Source organism: Streptomyces odontotermitis, assembly GCF_050510915.1.
Taxonomy (GTDB): Bacteria; Actinomycetota; Actinomycetes; order Streptomycetales; family Streptomycetaceae; genus Streptomyces.
In genome coordinates this window covers 84,589-104,218 of record NZ_JBNJLS010000013.1, presented here as the reverse complement: position 1 = coordinate 104,218, position 19,630 = coordinate 84,589, and the positions used below count along the sequence as shown (strand labels likewise).

The following is a 19,630-nucleotide window of genomic DNA, read 5'->3' as shown; positions in this document are numbered from 1 at the left end:
GAGTGCTCAGCCCACCTGCTTGGCCAGCAGCGACTCGAGCCCGTCCAGCACCCGGTTGAGCCCGAACTCGAAGTTGTCGTCGCGGATCTGCCGGGGGTCCTGGTCCTGCACGGCCTCGAAACCGGTGCGCACCCGCGGGTGCCCCTCGGTCGCCTCGCGGACGACCGGGCGCAGGCTGTGCACCCACTCCTCCTCGGTCATCCCGCTGCGGGCGAGCAGCGACAGATACGCGGCCTCACTGGTGACCGTCCCGACCACGTACGCGATGACGGTGTTCATCGACTGGTCGGCGACCTTCAGCTCGAAGCCCGCCTTCTCGAAGACGGCGAGCAGCCGCTCCGACATCCCCATCAGGTTCGGCCCGAGGTCCGAGAAGCCGATCTGGCCGAGCACGGAGGCGAGCCAGGGGTGGCGCAGCGCCATCGCGCGCAGGCTGCACGCGGACTCGGCGACCGCGTCGCGCCAGTCCGCGGGGTCGTCGATGGCCCGCACCTCGAGCTCGCCGTACACCTCGTCGACGACCAGCTCGATGAGCTCGTCCTTGTTGGCCACATGCCGGTAGAGCGAGGTGGCACCGGCGTTGAGCCTGATGCCGAGCTTGCGCATGCTCAGCGCCTCGACCCCTTCGGCGTCCAGGAGCCGGACCGCTTCGGCGACGATCTGCTCCTGGCTCAGCGCCTGCTGTTCCCGCCGACGCGGCCGGGTCCACACCGATGAGATCGTCTGCTGCTTGTCGGCTGACACGTGGCCTCCTCCTTCTTCCTGGTCACCGTAGGGGACACCGTACGCAGGGGACGAACGGCCGAAAGACAACGGCCATCAAGCACAGCGTACGCCCTTGCGCACGACGTTCCATCGTGCGTACAGTGTTCGCATCGAGGGAACGCCGTACGGCACCCTCGAGGACCAACGCCTTACGAAGCCACCGACGAAGCAACCGACACCCCCGAGAGGTGCACGATGGAAGCAGTACAAGCGGCACAAGCGGCACAGACAGCACGGAACCCGCGCCGCTGGCTGATCCTGATCGTGCTGTGCCTGAGCACGCTGGCACTGATCATCGACAACATGGCGCTGACGGTGGCCATCCCGTCGATGTCCGAGGACCTCGGCGCCGGCGCCCAGGACACCCAGTGGATCCTCGAGTCCTACATGCTGGTCTTCGCGGGCCTGCTGCTCACGGCAGGCAGCCTCTCGGACCGGTTCGGACGCCGGAAGGTCATGATCATCGGCCTCGCGTCCTTCGGCCTCTCCTCGCTGGCGGCCACCTTCGCCGCCACCCCCGGCCAACTCATCGCGGCCCGCGTCGTCATGGGCATCGGCGGCGCGCTCGTCATGCCCAGCACCCTCTCGATCCTCATCACCGTCTTCGACGACGACGAGCGCCGCAAGGCCATGGCGGCCTGGAGCGCGGTCGCGATGCTCGGCCTGGTGGGCGGCCCGGTCCTCGGCGGCGCGCTGATCGCCTGGTTCTCCTGGAGCGCCATCTTCTTCATCAACGTGCCGATCGCGGCTGTGGCCATCCTCGCGGCGGTCCTCCTGATGCCCGAGTCCAAGGGCCCCTGGCAGAAGCCGGACCCGGTCGGCGCGATCCTCTCCGTCATCGGCATGACCGCCCTGGTCTGGACGATCAACGAGCTCCCGAAGCACGGCCTGACGGCCCCCGCCACCCTCACCACGGCCGCGACCGCGGTCGCCGCCCTCGCCGCCTTCATCTCCTGGGAGATCCGCACCGGCTCCCCGATGGTCCCGCTGAGCCTCTTCCGCAACCGCAACTTCACCGGCGGCAGCCTCTCCCTCACCCTGGTCCAGATCGGCAACGGCGGCCTGCTCCTCATCCTGACCCAGTACCTCCAGTCCGTACTCGGCTACTCCCCCACCGAGGCCGGCCTCGCCTTCATCCCGCTGGCCGTCGCATCGCTCCTCTTCAACACCCTCGCCGCCACCCTGGGCGCCAAGATCGGCAACCGTTTCCTCGCGGTCAGCGGCCTCGTGGTGAGCGCGATCGGCTTCGCCGTCCTCGCGACCCTCTCCGCCGGCGACGGCTTCGCCCTCCTCGCCGTAGCGCTCTTCCTGCTCGGCGCGGGCGGCGGCCTCGCGGCCCCGGCCGCCATCGCGGCCCTGATGGCCACCGTCCCCGAGGAGCAGGCGGGCGTCGGCTCCGCGCTCAACGACACCATCCAGCAGCTCGGCGCCGCCCTCGGCGTGGCCATCCTCGGCTCGGTCGTCACCAGCACCTTCGCGAACTCGATGCCCGCGGGCACCCCCGAGTCCGCCACCCACTCCATCGGCGACGCCCTCGACACGGCCGCCAAGACCCACGACACCGGCCTCGTCGACTCGGCCCGCGACGCCTTCTCCTCCGCGATGTCGACCGGCTTCACGGTCGCGGCGGCAGCGGTCCTCGCGGCAGCGGCCCTGGCCCTGTTCGTCATGCGGGACAGCAAGCCCACGAACGAGACGACCCCGACGACGAACCCGGAGCCGGAGCCCACGAACCAGACCGAGACCACCACCGAGACCAAGTCCGAGACCGAGACCGAGCGCGACCTGGTCACCACCGCCTGACCCCACAGCACCGACCGGCCCACACAAAGAACCCCAGGTCACGGATTCCGTGACCTGGGGTTCCAGTTGAGCCGCCTTCGGGATTCGAACCCGAGACCTACGCATTACGAGTTGTCCGATCTTGTTCCGGCAGCGTCCACGAGTGTCCGGCTCGCAGCTCGCGTGCCTGGTCAGAGGGGCTACTGGACCGCCGCGGACGACAGAAGACCTCCCCGGAGCGGCAGGCAATTGAGACCCCAACTGAGACCCGTGACGGCACCCGGTCCGGTCGGCATCCACCCCCGAGTGCATCTTCCCGGTACACGGATCCACCAGCCACCCTCGCGCCTCGGTACGAAGTGCCATGAGGGAGGTGCGGCCTCGGTTCGCCCAGGCATGATCCCCCACTGGGCGTACGCGTTTGTTCGCGATCATGCATCTACATTTCTACGCAGTTGGACAATCTCGCAGCAGAGGGAATTTGTGCTTGACATGGCCGAAAATTGATCAGCGCTCGCGCAACTTGAGAAACATTCGCCACATAGCCACCTCCTCCCCCACGAGCGACAATGCGCCATTGTAGGTAACTAGAGCAGTCCGTAACCTCCCAAAGTCAAAGTTAGGAAGCGGAGTACGGGGGGGGCGCCGTGGTCAGCGGACAGGGTGGAACAGATGGGCGCGGACGCCGGTCCGGAGGGACCGAGAACAGTCCACCTGATCTAACAGAAGAGGAAGAGCGACGATTACAGGAAGACTATCGAAAGCTCGTCAAAGAATTCGATGAAATAGAAGACGATCTGCGCGCATCCAAGACCTTTCAGCGCATCTTCATCCTGTGCCTAGTGGGCGCTATCGTGCTCGCCTTCCTGCTGGGCTACACGGTAATAGTTGGACTCTGGGAATCAAAACCCAACTTTACCCGCTGGGCTGGCCTGGTAATAATTCTATTCCTCTGGATATCCCTAACTTGGGTAATCTGGAAGAACCGCAAGAAGATAGTTACTCGCACAGGCTCTCTCCGCAATGCATTACAGGACCGGCAATCAGCCGCAGCGCGTTTGCCGCTGGACTCGCCGTCTGGCCTTCGGATCTATCGTGAAGCGTCGCTTGACCTGATTACACAGTACCGAAAAGGAGCAGCTAAAAACAGAAGGGTTCATAACGCGTTCCAATTGATAATAATTAGTGGATCCATCGTCACGTCGACTCTCACGGCGATGAACGAGGGTAGCAATGGGCCCCTCTCCATCAGCACCTCCGCGCTGAGCGCCCTTGTCGGGATTTCTGCTGGCGTAACCGGGTACTTCAAGTTCCGGGAACGCGGGTACAACCTTCAGTCCACTGCCGACGAAATCGAAAAGCACTACAACGCTTCTCAATTCATGCTCGATGAATATGCCAGCCAGGACGGTGCACCCCTGGCCGAAGCCGATCGCCTTCGCCTGTTCGCCAGATATATAGAGCGCCTCAAGGAAGAGCAGAGGAAGCGTGAGCTCCAACTCGAACAGTCGAGTTCAGCTCGCGAAGAAAGGGCGAGCTGAACGGCCTGAGTTCTATTGAAACCCGCAGGGGAAGAGCACATGCCTCAGATATGGCGATGGCTACTGGCCCCCATAAGCCAGTGGCGTGCTTACAGGCTGGCTTCGCATCACGGTTCGCAGCTGGGATACGAGACGGCATGGCTACTGGTAATCCTGGCCTCCGATCCGGCATCGCTCCCCTACATACGCCGGTCGCTACCTAAAGGGCGAGAGACTGGCGGGCGAGTATTTGTAGATGTTTGGATCAGGCTAAGCGAAACCGAGAGAAATAGGCGTCTAAAGTGGTTACGACGCCACGCCGAGACGCCGTTGTACAGGCTAGGCATCACCGAGGAACTGATTGAGCTCGCTGGCCTCAGCGTGACAGAATGGTCTTTACCGCCGGGAAGCCACGCCGCCTCCATAGTCGTTCAGAACCGAAGGCGGCGACCTGGATCAAACACTGGACATGGTCGCAATGACGACTGATACCGCCCGCCACCGTGGCTCTATACAGCATCCTGGTTACAGCGTAATCCCTTGTCGCGCGAAGAACCGCTCCCACGCGGACTTACAACGCTGAGCGAGATCGAGAGCATCTTCGGTACCACTCAGGCCACTGGGCGTGGACCACTCAATCACAGCTCTAACCCCTTGTCCCCCGTGGACTGCAGAGATCCTTGCGGTGATCGGGTCCCCGCCACTGGAATGCCTAGTGTGGTGTTTCGTCGTTTGAGCCATACCGTCGCAGAGCTTCAGACTCGGATCCGTGTGCACATAACTCATGGCCTCAGCCTCACCCGCTTGCTTAGCGAGCCAGTCGGCTAGTTCACGGCAGTGCTTGAAGAATGCCTCGACCTGCCGACGCACTGCCTCGTTATCAAGGTCGTTCAGCCGGTAGGTGGCTTGAAGATCCTCTAGATCTCCGTTGATGTCGCGCCACTTCTGTTGCCATGGTCTTTGCGGGTTGTAGCCAACGCTGGCAGCAACGTGAAGCGACGCACTCGCGCTCAGTGCAGCCTCTGCATACGCCGTCGCACTACGTCCATGGCCGCCACAGCTCGGGCACGGCTGGCCAACGGGCGTCTCGTCCAGGCTCGCGCCACAGTCCGAGCAACTCATCATGCCCGGAGTCTATTGCCGCGTGAAGCAAGTCCGCGCCAGAAAATAGAAACGATCATGCGCATCGGCTCTGCCTGAACACCTAAGGCTAGCTGGCAACTTGGCAAGACCGGACACGCATTGACGCGTGCCCGGCCCATCGATTCATCTCAGCTGACGGCCTTCGCCGCGAGACGAATGCGACTGCTGTTGCGCCAGGCGGCCCGAGCCTCGTACTCCTCAACTCGGTAGACGTCTGCCAGCTTGCGCCACGACCGTCTACTTCCGTGGGGCTGCCAGGGAGTATGACCTTGTTCCATGCGACCGAGCGAGTACGACGGCCAAGCAAGCTCGGCAGCGGCCTGCTCCAGCGAGAATCCGGCCCATACTCTCAGGTGTACGAGAGTCACCTCGTCCTTTGGGACGGTGAATAGGTCTCTCGGCAGAACAGCCAGCCCTTGGGCGATCTTCACCACGGTTTGCGGCCTCGGTCGCACCTGACCTGACTCGACCTTGGCTGCCTGGCCGCTAGCGAGACCCCCAGCAGCGTCCAAGTCCCTGAGCGACATCAGCTCTGGCTGCCTTTCTCGGTGCTTGCGCATCAGCTCTGGAGAGAATCCAGGGCATGGGTCTGGCCCGGTTCTACGCACCCAGCTTCAACTCCCGGTGTCGACAGGGCACGATGTCGGGCATCGGCTCGCCGATGGACATCTTGACGGTCCGCCCCTTGCCTGTAACGAAGGTGTTCCACGCCTTGATGAACATCCCCAACTGCCTGGGCCCTCTGGTTGAGGTGCCAGCCAGAATTTCGTTGCGCAACGCGAGCCGCGGCCCGGCTACGTTGGCGCCGCTGGAGACCCCCTCGAAGAACGCCTCGGCCGGGCCTTCCGGCGCCTCACGGCTGATCAAGTAGACAGCCGCCAGGCTGGCTGACGGGCACGCCTTGACGTGATTGCGAAGAGAGTGGGCCGTCGACCGGAGTTCCGTGATGTCGGAGTAGTGCTCGGTGTACCACTCCGTGATGCAGGGGTTGGAGACGTACTCAGAACCCCAAGAGGTCCAGGGAACGTCCCGACGGAAGTCATACAGACCAGTCAGCCGGACTGCCGAAGCAATGAGGCGCCGGTTAGTCACAACTCCGGTCATGCCCAACGCATCACCGGGCGACCGCCGGCGTCCCGTATCCATCTTGGTGAACACCTTGTGCGGCACTTCTGTGGCGAGCCACGCTTCCAGCGGGATACCTGCCATCACCGCGGCATTCAACCGGTGGATCCCGTTGATGCAGCCACCGTGGCTGCACAGGCAGATGGGGTCGGGGTTGTCGCTGTCCCAGCGCCCCGCACGCATCTCTTCGGAGATGTGCTCTGAATGACGTGGGCTGAAGGAGCGCGGGTTGCACCCGTGCTCCTTGGTCTTCGCGATGATCTCGACCATGCGCTCCACGGTGAGCAAGACCCTCACGATGGGCCCGGCTCCGACGGAGTCACGGAACGGCAGCGTAGTCATCGGACCCCGTCCGTCCTGGTGCGGACGGTTGGGGCGGTAGAGCCGATAGAGACGATTCTCCAACCGAGACCGGTTGATGCGAGAGTGAAGTTCATCAGGCTCTGCTCCTTCGCAGTGATGCCGCAGACGATGTGCAGTCGCCCTTCGGCGTTGATCTTCGACATGCGTAGGAGTAGGGCCTGACCTGCTAACCGATCAAGCTACGTCACTCTTCAGGGTGCGCCGCGTACCAAATACGAGGGCAAATCTTGAAGCCGCCGCCTAGCGTGTTTACGCCCCTCCGGGGTATCTCCACTGCGGTCCGCAACCAGGAGCCTGGGAGGAAACAGCAGGGCATGGGACCCAAGGTCGCGGACGCTCACTGATTGGCCTGTAGGCCATGTTCCAGGTACGCCACGGCGCCTTCATCTCGAGCAACTGCAGCCGCTCGGATGCGGCGTGCAAGGCGGGGAATGGTGAGGTCGTCTACTGCCCCGACGGGGTGGAACTCGTACGCCTTGATCTCAGACGCCTGCAACCTGATCTGTGCCCGGACCTGGTCAGCGAGGGTGCCGCCGTCGAAGAGATAGAGCACCTTGTCCCCCTCGGAAGGGCTCGGCGCCCAGTCGACGACCAGCAATCGGCCGATCCCAGGCGCAATACCGAGCTCTTCATGGACTTCGCGCACACACGCCTGGAGCGGAGACTCACCGGTCTCGACGTAACCCCCTGGGATGTCCCTGTAGTCCTTGTACGTCGGCTCAAGGAGCATGACGTGCCCGTGCTCATCAAAGAACAGCGCGCCCGCAGCCATCCGCGGGCGCGCCATCTTGGCTTCGTGTTCGCTCTCGGTCTCGCTCACGCGACCGAGCCTAACCAGGTCAGACCACTCGAAGCCTCTCGGCCAGGTCAGCGACGGAGCGACTCGGTCGGCCACGAGTGCCACGGACCCAGCCGAGCACGAGTTCGCGGCTCATGTAGTGGTGCCGGACCTGCTCCGGCGCCATCTCCTCGGCTTCGAGCACCACGGCGAGCGCCTCGTCCGCACGGTTCCGTGCGGTGAGAGCCCGCGCAACCTCAAGGTCGTGCCTCACACGGCGTTCGATCGGAAGGCCGCTCGTATCGACCTGCGGACCCAGGTCTGAAGCGACCTGGAAGTCTCCGAGCTCGCCAGCAGTGGCCACCTTGTGGATGGCGACGTTGGTGGGCCCGAAGGCGGTCCACATGTGGTTGGCGTCGGCACCGAGTCGCGTGGCCGCCGTTTCCGCCTCGCGGAGGAATGCCTGCGTCGTCGCGCGGTCCTCCGCGCGAGCAGCAGCCATGGACCCAGTGAGGAACAACGTCCCGTAGACGGAGAGATACGCCGGCGTCGCTTCCCTGAGCCCCGGTTCCAGAAGCCCGGCCGCGTCGCTCACGAGCTGGACGGCGGTCTCGTACCGGCCCGTGGAGAGCAGGCAGTGCGTCACGGAGCGGAAGAGCGATCCCGTGATGACGTCGTTCCCGCTCTGCTGTGCGGCGGCGAGCCCTCGGTCTGCGGCCATCCAGGCCAGTTCGTTCTCCCCCAGCTTGCCGAGCACCATCGCCGCGCCCTGGTACGTCAGCGCAAGCAGTGCATTCGCCTCCTCCCGCTCCTCGCCCGCGTACGTGCGCACCGCGAGTAGTGCGTCCGCCAGGAGTAGCGGGAGCTGTCGAGTGGCGAAGCCGTACCGCGATTCCTGGTACGCGTCCCAGACCTCACCCACATCGGAGCGCAGGTTCGCCAGAATTGGCGGCTCGCCATCGGTGGGCGCACCCAGGAGGGGCGTCAACTGGCGGTAGTCCATGAGCGCTTCACGCAGCACGGGGACTGTGCGGCGGCCGCTCTCGTTGGACCATTCCAGGAGGGTGGGTTCACCGATGAGGTCCCCGACGGACACGTCCAGCGCGTAAGCCAGGGAGCGGATCACGGATAGCCGATCCAGCTCAATGCGGTTGTTCTCCGCCTTGCCGAGCCAGTCTGCGGTGCGGCCGACCAGTCCGGCCAACACCTCTTGGGACATGCCGCGTCGATGGCGGTACCACGCCACGCGCTCGCCGATCGTCAGATGCTGAGTCATTCCTCTCATGACTTCAGCGTCACCTCGGTTCGCGGAGAGACCCCGGAAGGTTTTTCCGGGGTCGGATCAGAGGGCGGCCATAGCGTTCTCGGTGTCGGGAGCTAGACATCCGGAACGGACGGCGAGGAGGTACTGCTATGTCTCTGAAGGCTGATGAACGGCACCAGTTGATGATGGCCCGCTCGTATGCCTCAGCGGAAGTGCTCAACTCACCGAGAGGGCACGGAGCTTGGCCGAGCTGGTCAGCCCGACTTCCTGTCGGCTTCCAACTCCGCTACTCGCGCGGAGAGCTCGCCGAGCTGGGAGGTGACGTGCTTCAGCTGCTGCTGAAGCTCACGGAGACCCAAGGCGGTCTCCTGTGCGGTGGCTTCGCCCTTGCGAGGGTCGAGCACGTACGTCCCGCTGCCCTGTCGGCCCGCGACCAACCCGTCCGCCGCGAGCTCCTTGTACGCGTTCTGCACCGTCATGAGCGCCACGCCAAGTTCCTTGGCAAGGCCCTTGGCGCCCGGCAGTTGGCGACCCGCGGGGTACACGCCATCGGCGATGTCGTCGCGGAACTTGGCAGCGATGTCCTTGGCGGTCGGCGGCTTCTCAGGCGTCCAATCCATCTCTAGAGCGTAACCGACCTAGGTCATTTCCTTCGGTGGCGTGAGGGGGCTTGACGACCCCAAGCGACCTAGGTAACTTTCTCGACGTGAGCAAGTGACCTAGGTTACCTATTCGTACCTGGCTTGACCTGCACAAACAACGCCCGGAGAGCTTCGGCTCAAAGGAAGCGCAACGTTCCTTGAGAACTGAACAGTGGACTTGTTCGACGGGGTTCGATCCCCGTCCCCGCAACGGCCCGGGTGATGGCCGCCGGCGGCCACTTCGTGGCAGGCGAACCTGTCCTGTCCTGCGTGTCAGCTCTGGATGCCCCCTGGGGATCGGCCCTTCTGTTTTGGAGGTCAGCCCCTGGGATTCCACCTGGTGCGCGCCGCCCTGCTGGCGTCAGAGCAGTGACGATGACGCGCCCGATCTTTGCGGCTCGGGGCCGATACGCCGTGGCAACGGTGTACCGGCGAAGCCGTCTCGCATGACTGCCCCGATGGTCGTAGGCCGGGTTCGACTCCTGGTCGGGGCACTGTGGCCCGCCGCGCTCTGCGGCTGCGGCTGCGCCCGGGGCCTGGCTGCTCTCTCGCCAAAGAACCGCAGCCGCCCCGGCCCTCCTCCCTACGACTTCAGGAGCAGACATGCGCACCTACGTGAACGGCCATCGCGCCGAGAGCGCCGAAGACTTCGTCGAACTCGCCCTGGGCACACCGCTGGAGCTCTGGCTCGGCCCCGTGGAGGGGGAGTCGGAGCAGGAGCGGGCGGCGCGGCTGGATGCGGCGCGCGACATCCTCGCCGACTACCCGGACCTGCCGGATCGTGCGGTGCAGGTGGCCGCGCGGACGCTGGATGAGGCGGGCCTGCTGCGGCTGGTGCCGCAGCCCCTTCCGAGCGTGCCGCAGCGCCGCAGCCCGCAGACGGGGGTCGCGGCATGAGCACGAATCCGACGATCGATGACCTGACCACGGCCCTGCGGGCCGCACGGTGGCTGGCCCCCGAGTTCCCCGGCCTGCCCGCCCCCGACGTACAGGTCTCCCCGCTGCGCCCCAAGCGCGTACGGCTCTTCCTCCACAACGACTTGGGCGCCTTCGAACCGTGGCGCGCCGCGCTCGGCATCGACCCCGAAGACGTCGACTTCACGGAGTTGCGCGACGGAGAGCTGTGGACGCTGGAAGGGCACGGCGACTTCGCGGGCGTCGAAGTGGAGTTGGTGGCCATCGGCGCGGCCCTGCACACCTACCCCCACCGCAGCCAACAGAGCGGGGTCGACGAGGCGCCGCAGCCCGGTGTTCACGACGGCACCGCCAGTGTTCACGACCGCCCTCGCCGTGTTCACGGCGTTCACGGCACGGGACGTGCGGGCGGTGACGCGGATGGATAGCCGCACCCTGAAGTCCATCGAGCGCACCCTGAGCGCGGGCACGTGGATGATCGTGTGCGGGGCGGTGGTCTACTCCGTGCTCACGGTCACGCCGCTGGTCGCCGCGCACACCGCCGAACAGTGGCGCTGGACAGCTCCTTTGCTGCCGCTGGTGGTGGACACCGCCGTGGTCATCGTGGTGCGCCTCGACTCCGTCCTGGCCCGCCTGGAGGCCCATGGGGGCCGCTGGCCTGTGGTGTTGCGGTGGATGACCGGCCTGATGACCCTCAGCCTGAACATCGCTGACTCCGCCCTCAAGCGCGACGGGACCGGGGTGGCCATCCACTGCGTCGCGCCGCTGCTGTTGATCGTCACGGCTGAGGCCGGACTCGCCTACCGCCGCGCCCTCTCGGCCGCCCTGGCCCGCCAGGAGGCCGACGCTGCGGCCCGCCAGGAGGCCCGTGAACGGGCCTTCAGGGAGCGTGAGCAGGCCGAGCGGCAGGAACGCGAGACCATCCGCCAGGCCGAGCAGCAGCGCCTTCGCGAGCAGCGCGAGCACGAAGCGCAGATGGCCCGCGAAGAGCGCGAGCACATCGCCCAACTCGCCCGTGAACAAGCCGAACGCGAGCGTGAACAGCAGCAGCGCGAGCGTGAACAGGCCGAGCGGGAGCGTGAACGTGAGCGCCTGGCCCGTGAACAGGCCGAGCGGGAACGGGCCGAGGCCGAGCAGCGCCAGCGGCGTGAGGCGGCCGAACGACGGGCCCGGCAGGAGGCTGCCGAGCGGCGTCGCCAGGAGGAAGCCGAACAGCGCCGCGCCCAACTGCTACAAGCCGGGCCCGCGCGGGAGCGCCAGTCGGAGGTGGTGGCGCGTGAGACCGTACGGGCCGCCTTCGAGGCGGATCTGACGGTGCGCGCGGCGGCCGAGCTGTGTGGCTGGTCGGTGGGCTGGGTTACCGCCCGCTACCACGAACTGCGCCCCCAGCCGCAGCTCACGGCGGTGGGCGGTGAGGGCTGATGCCCACCGCCTACGCCGAGTGCTTCGACCCCACCGGGGCCCGCTACGGCCTCCCCACCTACCCGTGGAAGTTCGCCCCCGAGGGGCTGTGTACCCGTCGCCAGCTGCGTGAGAAGGGGCTGCGGCCGGGTGGTCAGCCAATAGCGGCGCAGCTCATGCGCCGTACGCGCCGCCGCAAGTCCGGTGCGGCCGTGGCCTTCCTCTACCGCGTCGACCGCGCGCTGCCGGTGCGGCCGATGACGTCGCGCAAGTGGGGTGCGCTCGCGCTGGCGATGCTCGCCCGCCGCACCTGCCTCGTCTGCGGCCTCACCTACAGCTACTGCCTGCCGACCTCGCTCGGCATGTGCGTGCTGTGCGCCAACGCCGAGGAACAGCGCGCTGCCTGAACTCCCCTTCTGACCCGGAGTGTTCCATGGCACAGAATCCGATCCGGCGCCGTGTCGCCGGACTCCTCATCATCGCCACTGCGGGTGCGGTGGCTGTCTCCATCGGCGTACGCCTCCGCTCCTACGGTGTGCCGGTCGGCCTGATCACCCCGTGCGTGCTCGCGGTCCTCTCCTCCGCCCTGTGGCTCCTGATGGACGTGAGCAGGGCGCTGGCCAGCACGGTGCACCGCTGCACGGTCAAGGGCTGCACCTTCGAGGTCCGCGTGCAGAACGCGGACCCGGCGGAGAGCCGCCGCTGGCAGGAGATCGCCGCCGCGCACCCCAACCACCTCACCCTCTGACCGGCCGACCTCCGCGAGGAGCACGCAGTGACCACGGCTCCCGAAGCCGACACGGCCTCTGAGCTGGTCAGCTTCCACTACATCCTCACCGCCCAACTGGGCAGCGCGGGCCACGCCACGATCTCCGACGTCATCCACGTCGACCCCAGCCGAACGACCCGCTCCCGGCTCTACAAGGAGATCCGGGCGTACGCGGCGCGCGAGTTCGGCTACGGCGGGTTCACCGTCGTGTTCTTCGCCCTCGAACGTCAGCAGCTGTGACCTGCCCTGTTCGGCACCAGTCGGGCCCGGCCCTCACCTTCCACAGATCCGGCCGGGGCCTTTCTCCCAAAGGAGTGTGCTCAGCATGACCGACCTCAGCACCGAACCGGTAGCGGCCCCCACGGCCACACCGGACCCGCCCCCCGACCCACCGCCCACCAGCGACCCCGCCCCCGAACCGGAGCCGACGGGGGAGTTGGCGCATGCGCCGGGTGGCTATCCGGTGATGCCACTGGCCCTGTCCGGAGCGAACACGACCGCCGGGCTGGTGGGCGCGGGCGGTCTGGTCGGTGGCCCGCTGGGTGCCGCCGCTGCCGCCGGGGGCCTGGCGGTGGTCGGCACGGTCGCCGCCGTGGTCCGCGCCCGCCGCCTGGCCGCCGAAGACCGTGACGCCGACCTGCGCACCACAACCGGCCGCGACACCACCAAACCCGAGGCCAAGAAGCCTGCCCGCGCCGACACCGTACGGCCGGGCCGCCCGCTGCCGGGCCAGGGGCGCGGCACGCGAGCGGCCACCGGCACAACCACCGGCAGGAACACAGCCGGGGGAAGCCGCGCGACCAGCCCCCGCACACGGCCCACGACTTCGAGCCGAGGAACCACCTCCCGCACGCCTTCGGGTGGCGGGCGCGGTGCCGGTCAGCACCGGGCTCCGTCCGGCCGGGGCGGCGCCCGCAAGTCGCTGGGTGGGCGTTCCGGTCCGGGCGGCGCGGGGCGTTCTGGTGCTGGTCGTGCGGGGGCGGGGAAGCTGGCGCAGGCCCGCGCGTTGCGGGCGGCCAACAAGCAGCAGACGCCGACCCGTTCGGCCGCCCGCCAGCAGGCCAAGGAAGACCGCCGCGCCGTCGCTGACGCCCGCCGGGATGCGAAGGCCGCTGCCAAGCAGGCCAAACGCGACGCCAACGGCGGCCGCGGCCCGCTCGGCCGGGCCGCGGCCTGGGGCGGGCGCAAAGCCGCCTCCGGGGCGCGTGCGCTGCTGGAGAAGGCCCGTGCCCGCCAGGACCGCAAGACCGACGCCGCACTGGCCGCCAAGCGGGATGCGGTGCGTAAGGCGCCCGCCCGCAGGAAGGCCCGGTGGGCCCTGTGGCGCTCGGCAGCCCGCCTGTTCGGCAAGCGCCTGCTCGCCGGGGTCCTGGGAGGCGCGCTGGGGCTGGTGGGCTGCCTGACCAGCCCCCTCGGCCGCAAGCTCGGCATCCCCTGGCTCATCCACCCCGGACGGCGCCTGTACCGGCGCCTGATGGCCAAGGCCCACGCCAAGCGGGCCATGCGGGACTGGCAGATCCGCGCCACCCGCGCCGCCGAGGAAGCCGACGCCGACGCCGCCGGTCAGTCCGAGATCGGGGACCGCGTCGAGCGTCCCGCCCACCTGGTTCCGCACAGCTACCCGACTGTTTCGGAGGTCGAGAACGTGTCTGGATTCAAGTTCGAAGAGGCCGCATCCGAGATGCAGAACGCCGCGGCCAACTACAGCCCGGACGGCAACATGGAGGTCGTCGACATGATCGACAACCTTCCCGCCGCGCTGGAGTGCGTCGCCAAGACCTTCCTGATCCTGGCCGAGCGCTCGGACCAGGAGTTCGCCTTCGAGAAGGAGGTGGCCGACGGCTTCGACGACATCTACAAGACCCTCCTGACCGCCGTGGACGCCGCCGTGGATCTCGGCCCGCGCTTCCGCGAGATCCACGAGCACGACATCGCCCGCCACGAAGACCCCCGCAACGGCACCGAGGCCGAGAAGGGCTGGAACGTCAACTGATGTCGACACACACCGAGCCCCAAGTGACCAGCAAGAACAGCAAGAAGACAGAGTCTGCGGTGGAGCTCGGCACGGGCCCGGTGTGGGACTGGGCAGCCGGTCACGGACCCGTGACCGGCGCCCTGTCCGCCACCACCGGCGCCTTCGCCGTGGCCACCTGCGGAGCCGCCACCGGCATGCCGCCCGGCTGGGCCCTCGCCGTGGGAGGCGCCGGAGCCCTCGGCCACGCCGCCGCCGGACTCCGCCTGCGCAACGCAGGGCGCACCATCGCCGCCCGCGCCGCCTCCTGGCTCATCGGCGGAGGCTGGACCACCTGGGCCATGACCCACGGCCCCCTCACCTGGCAGGCCCTTGGCTCGCTGGCCGCGATCGGCGTCGGCATGGGCGCCTCCACCCGCTCCACCAACCTGCATGAGGAGGCCCGTGAGGAGGAGGCCATCGCCGCCGAACAGCGGCAGATCACCGCCGAGTTGTCCGCCGAGCGGCGGTCGATCGCCGAGGAGTGGGCCGAGCGTATCGAGCGGGTCTGCGGCATCCGGGTACGCATCCTCGCTGTCGAGAAGTGGGCGGCCGGGACCGGGTTCAGCCTCGACGCCGAGCTGCCCGGCGGTGCCATCTACGACGCCATCGCCAAGAAGTCGGCGGCGCTGTCGGCGGATGCCCGGCTGCCGCACGGCTGCACCGTCACCGCCGGGCCCGGCGTCCACCAGGGCCGCTGCATCATCGACGTCGGCACCGCCAACGTGCTGGAGACGGCAACGGCCTACCCCACCGGCTACGGACCGCTCTCCGTGCTGACCGGCATCCCCTGGGGCTACCGCTCCAACGCCGACGAGATCCTGACCCACCTGCGCGAACAGTGCGCCCTGGTGGTCGGGCCCACCGGCTCCGGGAAGACGAACATGGTGCACGTCATCCTGGCCGGGTTCGCCCGCGCCACCGACGTGCTCACCTGGGTCATCGACCTCAACGCCGGATCCGCGGGCCTGCCCTGGGTCCTGCCCGCACTCGACTCCACCGGATCGGGGCGGCCGATGCGGCCGGGCATCGACTGGCTCGCCTCCACCCACGAGGAGGCCCTCCTCATGCTGGACACCGCGCTCGCGGTGGCCCGCTACCGCAAGGTCGCCTACCAAGACCTCCTCGCCCGCGAGAACACCGACCTGCTCCCCATCAGCCCGTCGATTCCCCAGATCGAGCTCGTCATCGACGAGGGCGCCGAGATCCTCACCAGCAACGACCGGTCCGTGCGCAAGCTCGGAGAGAAGATCCTCGAAGTCATCCGGATCGCCCGCGCCATGGGCGTACGCACCGTCCTCACCGCCCTCGGCGCCACCGGCAGCGTGCTGGGGAACCTGATGATCCGCCGTGAGGCCAAGGTCCGCGTCGCCCTGACCGGCGGCGAGACCGAGGGCATGGACCTCTCCAAGATGTTCCCCGGCTCACGGGGCCTGCGCCCGGAGCAGGCCCCGTACAAGGGTGCCGGGTTCATGGGCACCCCGGAGTCGCCGGTCGGCCTGTTCAAGGCGTGGCGGATCCTGCCCCACCAGATCCGCGAGATCGTCGCCGCCACCAGCGACCGGCATCCCCGCCTGGATGCCGTCTCCGCCAAGGCCGCCGGGGACGCGTACGCACGACGCTGGGACGCGGACCGCATCGCGTGGATGCGCGACGGCGCCACCCCTGCCGCCCTCGGACCGGTCAATACGGCCGACGGCGGGCAGGAGGAGCGGCGCGGGCTGAACCTGACCGCCCTGCGCGACCCCGGGCCCGACGAGAGCGGGCGCAGCGCGGAGGACGAACTCGCCGCACGGTTCCTGGAACAGATCGACGAGCACTTCGGTACCACCGAGGAACCCCGACCCGCCCGCCGGCCGCGTGAGGAGCGCCCTCAGCGGCCGGGGCTGAACCTGTCCGCCTTCCGCAAGGACGACACCGAGCCCCCGGCCCGCGAGCCAGAGGCGCAGGGGCCGGAGTGGCTGGCCGAAGCGATCGACGCGATCGAGTCCGCCGGGACGATGGGCATGAAGCCCTCCGCCGTGGCCGACCTCGTGGGCCGCAGTCGGCAGGCCGTGCGCGACGCGCTCAAGGCCGCTGCCGAACGCGGGGAGTTGGTCTACCGCGACAACGGCCCGCACTCCGTCTACGTCCACCCCGACCACGCCTGAAACGGTCACGCACAGCTACTGGCTAGTGGCCACTGCCAACTTGCCACTAGCCAGTAGAACCCCGCTACTGACAAGCCACGCCCCTCAACAGGCTTTCCTCGCTTGCCAGTAGTCACTAGCCAGTACAACCACACACCGTCACCACCAGGCGCCCGCACAAACCCGTCGTGCGGGCGCCTCGCGGTGCCCTTGGACTGCCGGAAGGGAGCACCACATGCCCCACCGCGCACCGCCCGGAATCATCGCCCCGCACATCCCCGCCGACGCCTACCGCCGAGCCGAGGCCACCGGGCAGCCCGTCGTCATCGTCGTCCAGACCAGCAACCACGAGGGCCGCCCTCTGGGCAGCTACCTCTTCCCCATCGCCTTCGCCACGGCCGGGGCGCTTGGCATCTTCGCGACGGTGGCCGCGCTGCTGACTCTGCTCGACTTCGCCGTGCACACCGCCGTCGCCATCAGCGGCGCCGCCGGACCCATCGGCGTCGGCGGCATCACCCTCAAACTCGCCGGCCGCAAGAGCGGCTGACCCGCCCGGCGGGCCACCGCCGCCCCGCCCTCGGGGAGGCCCCTTCCGAATCCCGCAGCCACCCACGGTGGCAAGGAGTTTCGGAAGGTATAGCTTGCTCGGCCTCGCGCCGGTCCCGCCTCCGCCAGGCATGGACAGCGGCGAACCGTACGGCGACGTTGCGGCCGGGTCAAATCCCCGATTCTCCACACCATGACTCGTGCACGACGGCGAGTCCGTCCCGCGCATCAGCCCTGCTTTTTGGCCCCACCACACCCACCGGGAGAAACCGTGTCCTTCGGAGAAACCCCGATCACTGTCGTCGGCAACCTGACCTCCGACCCCGAGGTGAAGTTCACCGAGAACGGCACCGCACTCGCCAAGTTCACCATCGCCTCCACCCCGCGCACCTTCGACAAGACCACCAACCAGTGGAAGGACGGCACCTCCACGTTCTTCAAGTGCGCGGCCTGGCGCCAGCTCGCCGAGCACGTCGCGGAGTCGTTGACGAAGGGCTCGCGCGTGGTCGCCTTCGGCCGTATCCGCCAGCACAACTGGCAGACCCCGGAGGGCGACAACCGCTCCATGCTCGCCCTGGAGATCGATGAAATCGGGCCCTCGCTGCGCTTCGTCGTGGCCCGCCCCGAACGCGCCCCGCAGGCATCCACCCCCGCACCCGGCTCGGACGCCTGGAGTACGGACAGCGCCGCGTCCACCGGCGCGAAGGCCGACGCCGAGCCGCCGTTCTAGCTCTGCCCGGGGCGGTCGGTCTCTCGCCAAAGGACCACGGCTTCCCCGGCCCTCCCCGCCTACGGTCCTCCCCGCCCTCGGGGAGGACCAGTCAGGACTCCCGGAAGCAATGCGAACGGGATGGCTTGCTCGGCCTCCGGCCGGGCTCGCGGGAAGCGTAGCTTCCCGCCCAGCTTGCTCCGCCCTGGCGGGGCCCGCGAAGAGTAGCTTCGCGGATAACTTGCTCGCCGCGCCATCGAATCGGTCCTGCTCAACGCACCGAGCAGACGCCCGAGCCGCCCCCGCAGATGAGCCCTCGGGTCCGGGCAAAGAGGCGGAGCGTAGCAGCGGATCCCGGCCTACCGAAATCGGGGATCCTCCGGACTCTTGTACGTGGATCGCGACGGCCCGCCGCCCCGGCTGCCGGTCGCCGTGGTCTGCCCTGCCCGCACACATCCCACCACGCCCGAGGCGGACGCTCTCTCGCCAAAGAACCGCGTCCGCCCCGGCCCTCCCCATCCCTTTCACGGAACAGGAGACCTCCAAAATGCCACACTCCGACGCCTCCGCGCTGCTGTCCGCAGCGCTTCAGGCTGCCGCCCGCGGCTGGCCCGTCCACCCGCTGCGGCCCGGAGCCAAGAGCCCGGCCCTGCACGGCGAGCGCACCTGCACCGGCACCGGCGAGTGCACCGCCGGCCACCGCAAGTGGGAGCAGCGCGCCACCACCAACCCCGAGCGCATCCAACGCGCCTGGGCCACAAGCCCGTTCAACGTCGGCATCGCCACCGGCCCCGCCAACCTGGTCGTCGTCGACCTGGACGTGCCGAAGGGCAAGGGCAGTGCGGACGCGCCTTGCGGCGCGGAAAACCTCTTGGCGCTCTGCGAGCGCGCCGGGCAGCCCTACCCCACCACCTACACGGTGCGGACCCCCAGCGGCGGCCAGCATCTGTACTTCACCGCCCCGCCCCACACCCGCCTAGGCAACACCGCCCGCCGCCTCGCTGACCTGGTCGACACCCGCGCCTGGGGCGGCTACGTCGTCGCCCCAGGCAGCATCGTCGACGGCGTCGCCTACGAAGTCACGGCCGACGTGCCCCTCGCGGAACTGCCCGGATGGCTCTTCGGCCCGCTCTGGGACGCGCCCGAGGGCAGCACCTCGCCCGCCATCGCGCCGCCCCGTAACGCCACCCGCCTCGCGCGCGTGGTGCTGGACCGCGAACGGGCCGCCATCGCCGCCGCACCCGAGGGCACCAGGGAGTCGACGCTGTTCACCTCCGCCCGCGCCATGGGGCGCTTCGTGGCCTGGGGCGACATCTCCCGCCACGAGGTCGAAGAGGCTTTTCAGTGGGCGGGGGAGGCGGCCGGACTCAAGGCGTACGAGTGCCGCTCCACCCTGCGCTCCGCCCTGAACTGGTCCATTCGCAACGCCCGGCCCCGGCAGACGGCATGAGCCACCAACTCCCGAACCGCCGCCCTGAAAAGCCCCTCACGCTCGTTCATCCGGGCCGTACACGCCCGTCTGCGGCCGGCCCCGACGAGGGCCGTGGCACGAAGGGCGACGGCCGTCAGGCCGTCCTTTCAGCTCTTCCCACCGACCAGGCCCCGAGCGCCCCGCCCCGTGGCGACGGCCGTTTTCCCGTGGCCTGGCTGCACATCAGCGCGCCGCGCGATGCCGTCCCCACGGCTACCTCGCGGTGCCTGTGCGGCCGTGACCGCAGCGCCGTGGGCCGCGCCAAGGTGCTCGCCCTGATTGCTGACCACAGCGTCCA

The 19,630-nt window shown here is 68.2% G+C and carries 19 protein-coding genes; 13 read left to right on the top strand and 6 right to left on the bottom strand.

Translation table 11 applies throughout. The features are described 5' to 3' along the window. Positions 1–6: 6 nt before the first annotated feature. The gene (locus ACQB60_RS30215; RefSeq protein WP_496929273.1) at positions 7–744 is read right to left on the bottom strand and encodes a TetR/AcrR family transcriptional regulator; all 738 of its coding nucleotides are present in this window, start codon (positions 742–744) and stop codon (positions 7–9) included. Positions 745–960: 216 nt separating this feature from the next. Between ACQB60_RS30215 and ACQB60_RS30210 the strand changes: the two genes are divergently transcribed. Both ACQB60_RS30210 and ACQB60_RS30205 read left to right on the top strand, forming a co-directional pair. Next, positions 961–2,568: an MFS transporter gene (locus ACQB60_RS30210; protein WP_496929272.1), complete on the top strand. Its 1,608-nt coding sequence runs from the start codon at positions 961–963 to the stop codon at positions 2,566–2,568. A 626-nt stretch (positions 2,569–3,194) separates the two neighbouring features. Then, positions 3,195–4,088, top strand: coding sequence for a DUF4231 domain-containing protein (locus ACQB60_RS30205; protein WP_496929271.1), 894 nt, complete (start codon positions 3,195–3,197; stop codon positions 4,086–4,088). Positions 4,089–5,338: 1,250 nt separating this feature from the next. Here ACQB60_RS30205 and ACQB60_RS30200 read toward each other — a convergent pair. The 5 genes from ACQB60_RS30200 to ACQB60_RS30180 all read right to left on the bottom strand — a co-directional run bounded on the left by ACQB60_RS30200 (position 5,339) and on the right by ACQB60_RS30180 (position 9,360). Then, complete coding sequence (locus ACQB60_RS30200; protein ID WP_496929270.1) at positions 5,339–5,770, bottom strand: helix-turn-helix domain-containing protein; 432 nt, start codon at positions 5,768–5,770, stop codon at positions 5,339–5,341. A gap of 40 nt (positions 5,771–5,810) precedes the next feature. Next, positions 5,811–6,605 (bottom strand): hypothetical protein, encoded by a 795-nt coding sequence (locus ACQB60_RS30195; protein WP_496929269.1) that lies wholly within the window; start codon positions 6,603–6,605, stop codon positions 5,811–5,813. 430 nt (positions 6,606–7,035) lie between these two features. Continuing rightward, positions 7,036–7,485: an NUDIX domain-containing protein gene (locus tag ACQB60_RS30190; RefSeq protein WP_496929363.1), complete on the bottom strand. Its 450-nt coding sequence runs from the start codon at positions 7,483–7,485 to the stop codon at positions 7,036–7,038. Positions 7,486–7,537: 52 nt separating this feature from the next. Then, the gene (locus ACQB60_RS30185; RefSeq protein WP_496929268.1) at positions 7,538–8,752 is read right to left on the bottom strand and encodes a helix-turn-helix domain-containing protein; all 1,215 of its coding nucleotides are present in this window, start codon (positions 8,750–8,752) and stop codon (positions 7,538–7,540) included. Between the two features lie 242 nt (positions 8,753–8,994). Beyond that, entirely contained in the window at positions 8,995–9,360 is a 366-nt protein-coding gene (locus ACQB60_RS30180; RefSeq protein WP_496929267.1) for a GntR family transcriptional regulator, read from the bottom strand. A 624-nt stretch (positions 9,361–9,984) separates the two neighbouring features. On the opposite strand from ACQB60_RS30180, the gene ACQB60_RS30175 reads away from it, so the two are divergent. From ACQB60_RS30175 to ACQB60_RS30125, 11 genes are all read left to right on the top strand, one after another. After that, complete coding sequence (locus ACQB60_RS30175) at positions 9,985–10,278, top strand: hypothetical protein (RefSeq protein WP_496929266.1); 294 nt, start codon at positions 9,985–9,987, stop codon at positions 10,276–10,278. Continuing rightward, entirely contained in the window at positions 10,275–10,724 is a 450-nt protein-coding gene (locus ACQB60_RS30170) for a hypothetical protein (RefSeq protein WP_496929265.1), read from the top strand. Before ACQB60_RS30175 ends, ACQB60_RS30170 begins: the two co-directional genes overlap by 4 nt. After that, the gene (locus ACQB60_RS30165; RefSeq protein WP_496929362.1) at positions 10,717–11,718 is read left to right on the top strand and encodes a DUF2637 domain-containing protein; all 1,002 of its coding nucleotides are present in this window, start codon (positions 10,717–10,719) and stop codon (positions 11,716–11,718) included. The genes ACQB60_RS30170 and ACQB60_RS30165 overlap by 8 nt, the downstream gene beginning before the upstream one ends. Next, positions 11,718–12,104, top strand: coding sequence for an RRQRL motif-containing zinc-binding protein (locus tag ACQB60_RS30160; protein WP_496929264.1), 387 nt, complete (start codon positions 11,718–11,720; stop codon positions 12,102–12,104). The genes ACQB60_RS30165 and ACQB60_RS30160 overlap by 1 nt, the downstream gene beginning before the upstream one ends. A gap of 26 nt (positions 12,105–12,130) precedes the next feature. After that, the gene (locus tag ACQB60_RS30155) at positions 12,131–12,445 is read left to right on the top strand and encodes a hypothetical protein (RefSeq protein WP_496929263.1); all 315 of its coding nucleotides are present in this window, start codon (positions 12,131–12,133) and stop codon (positions 12,443–12,445) included. 27 nt (positions 12,446–12,472) lie between these two features. Continuing rightward, positions 12,473–12,706, top strand: coding sequence for a hypothetical protein (locus ACQB60_RS30150; RefSeq protein ID WP_496929262.1), 234 nt, complete (start codon positions 12,473–12,475; stop codon positions 12,704–12,706). An 85-nt stretch (positions 12,707–12,791) separates the two neighbouring features. Further along, entirely contained in the window at positions 12,792–14,459 is a 1,668-nt protein-coding gene (locus ACQB60_RS30145) for a hypothetical protein (protein ID WP_496929261.1), read from the top strand. Continuing rightward, a complete protein-coding gene (locus ACQB60_RS30140) occupies positions 14,459–16,627 on the top strand; it encodes a hypothetical protein (protein WP_496929260.1) in 2,169 nt (722 codons plus the stop codon). The genes ACQB60_RS30145 and ACQB60_RS30140 overlap by 1 nt, the downstream gene beginning before the upstream one ends. A 214-nt stretch (positions 16,628–16,841) precedes the next feature. Further along, positions 16,842–17,153 carry a hypothetical protein gene (locus ACQB60_RS30135; protein WP_496929259.1) on the top strand — a complete coding sequence of 104 codons (312 nt, stop codon included), beginning with the start codon at positions 16,842–16,844 and terminating at the stop codon, positions 17,151–17,153. A 270-nt stretch (positions 17,154–17,423) separates the two neighbouring features. Continuing rightward, on the top strand, positions 17,424–17,882 hold the full coding sequence (gene ssb, locus ACQB60_RS30130; protein ID WP_496929258.1) for a single-stranded DNA-binding protein: 459 nt from the start codon (positions 17,424–17,426) through the stop codon (positions 17,880–17,882). 526 nt (positions 17,883–18,408) lie between these two features. Next, positions 18,409–19,311, top strand: a complete 903-nt coding sequence (locus ACQB60_RS30125) for a bifunctional DNA primase/polymerase (RefSeq protein ID WP_496929257.1) — start codon at positions 18,409–18,411, stop codon at positions 19,309–19,311. Positions 19,312–19,630: the final 319 nt, after the last annotated feature.

Coding starts and splice junctions, on each gene's coding strand:
- ACQB60_RS30210 (WP_496929272.1), top strand. CDS start 961: ATGGAAGCAGTACAAGCGGCACAAGCGGCACAGACAGCACGGAACCCG.
- ACQB60_RS30200 (WP_496929270.1), bottom strand. CDS start 5,770: ATGCGCAAGCACCGAGAAAGGCAGCCAGAGCTGATGTCGCTCAGGGAC.
- ACQB60_RS30195 (WP_496929269.1), bottom strand. CDS start 6,605: ATGGTCGAGATCATCGCGAAGACCAAGGAGCACGGGTGCAACCCGCGC.
- ACQB60_RS30190 (WP_496929363.1), bottom strand. CDS start 7,485: ATGGCGCGCCCGCGGATGGCTGCGGGCGCGCTGTTCTTTGATGAGCAC.
- ACQB60_RS30185 (WP_496929268.1), bottom strand. CDS start 8,752: ATGACTCAGCATCTGACGATCGGCGAGCGCGTGGCGTGGTACCGCCAT.
- ACQB60_RS30180 (WP_496929267.1), bottom strand. CDS start 9,360: ATGGATTGGACGCCTGAGAAGCCGCCGACCGCCAAGGACATCGCTGCC.
- ACQB60_RS30175 (WP_496929266.1), top strand. CDS start 9,985: ATGCGCACCTACGTGAACGGCCATCGCGCCGAGAGCGCCGAAGACTTC.
- ACQB60_RS30170 (WP_496929265.1), top strand. CDS start 10,275: ATGAGCACGAATCCGACGATCGATGACCTGACCACGGCCCTGCGGGCC.
- ACQB60_RS30165 (WP_496929362.1), top strand. CDS start 10,717: ATGGATAGCCGCACCCTGAAGTCCATCGAGCGCACCCTGAGCGCGGGC.
- ACQB60_RS30160 (WP_496929264.1), top strand. CDS start 11,718: ATGCCCACCGCCTACGCCGAGTGCTTCGACCCCACCGGGGCCCGCTAC.
- ACQB60_RS30155 (WP_496929263.1), top strand. CDS start 12,131: ATGGCACAGAATCCGATCCGGCGCCGTGTCGCCGGACTCCTCATCATC.
- ACQB60_RS30145 (WP_496929261.1), top strand. CDS start 12,792: ATGACCGACCTCAGCACCGAACCGGTAGCGGCCCCCACGGCCACACCG.
- ACQB60_RS30140 (WP_496929260.1), top strand. CDS start 14,459: ATGTCGACACACACCGAGCCCCAAGTGACCAGCAAGAACAGCAAGAAG.
- ACQB60_RS30135 (WP_496929259.1), top strand. CDS start 16,842: ATGCCCCACCGCGCACCGCCCGGAATCATCGCCCCGCACATCCCCGCC.
- ACQB60_RS30125 (WP_496929257.1), top strand. CDS start 18,409: ATGCCACACTCCGACGCCTCCGCGCTGCTGTCCGCAGCGCTTCAGGCT.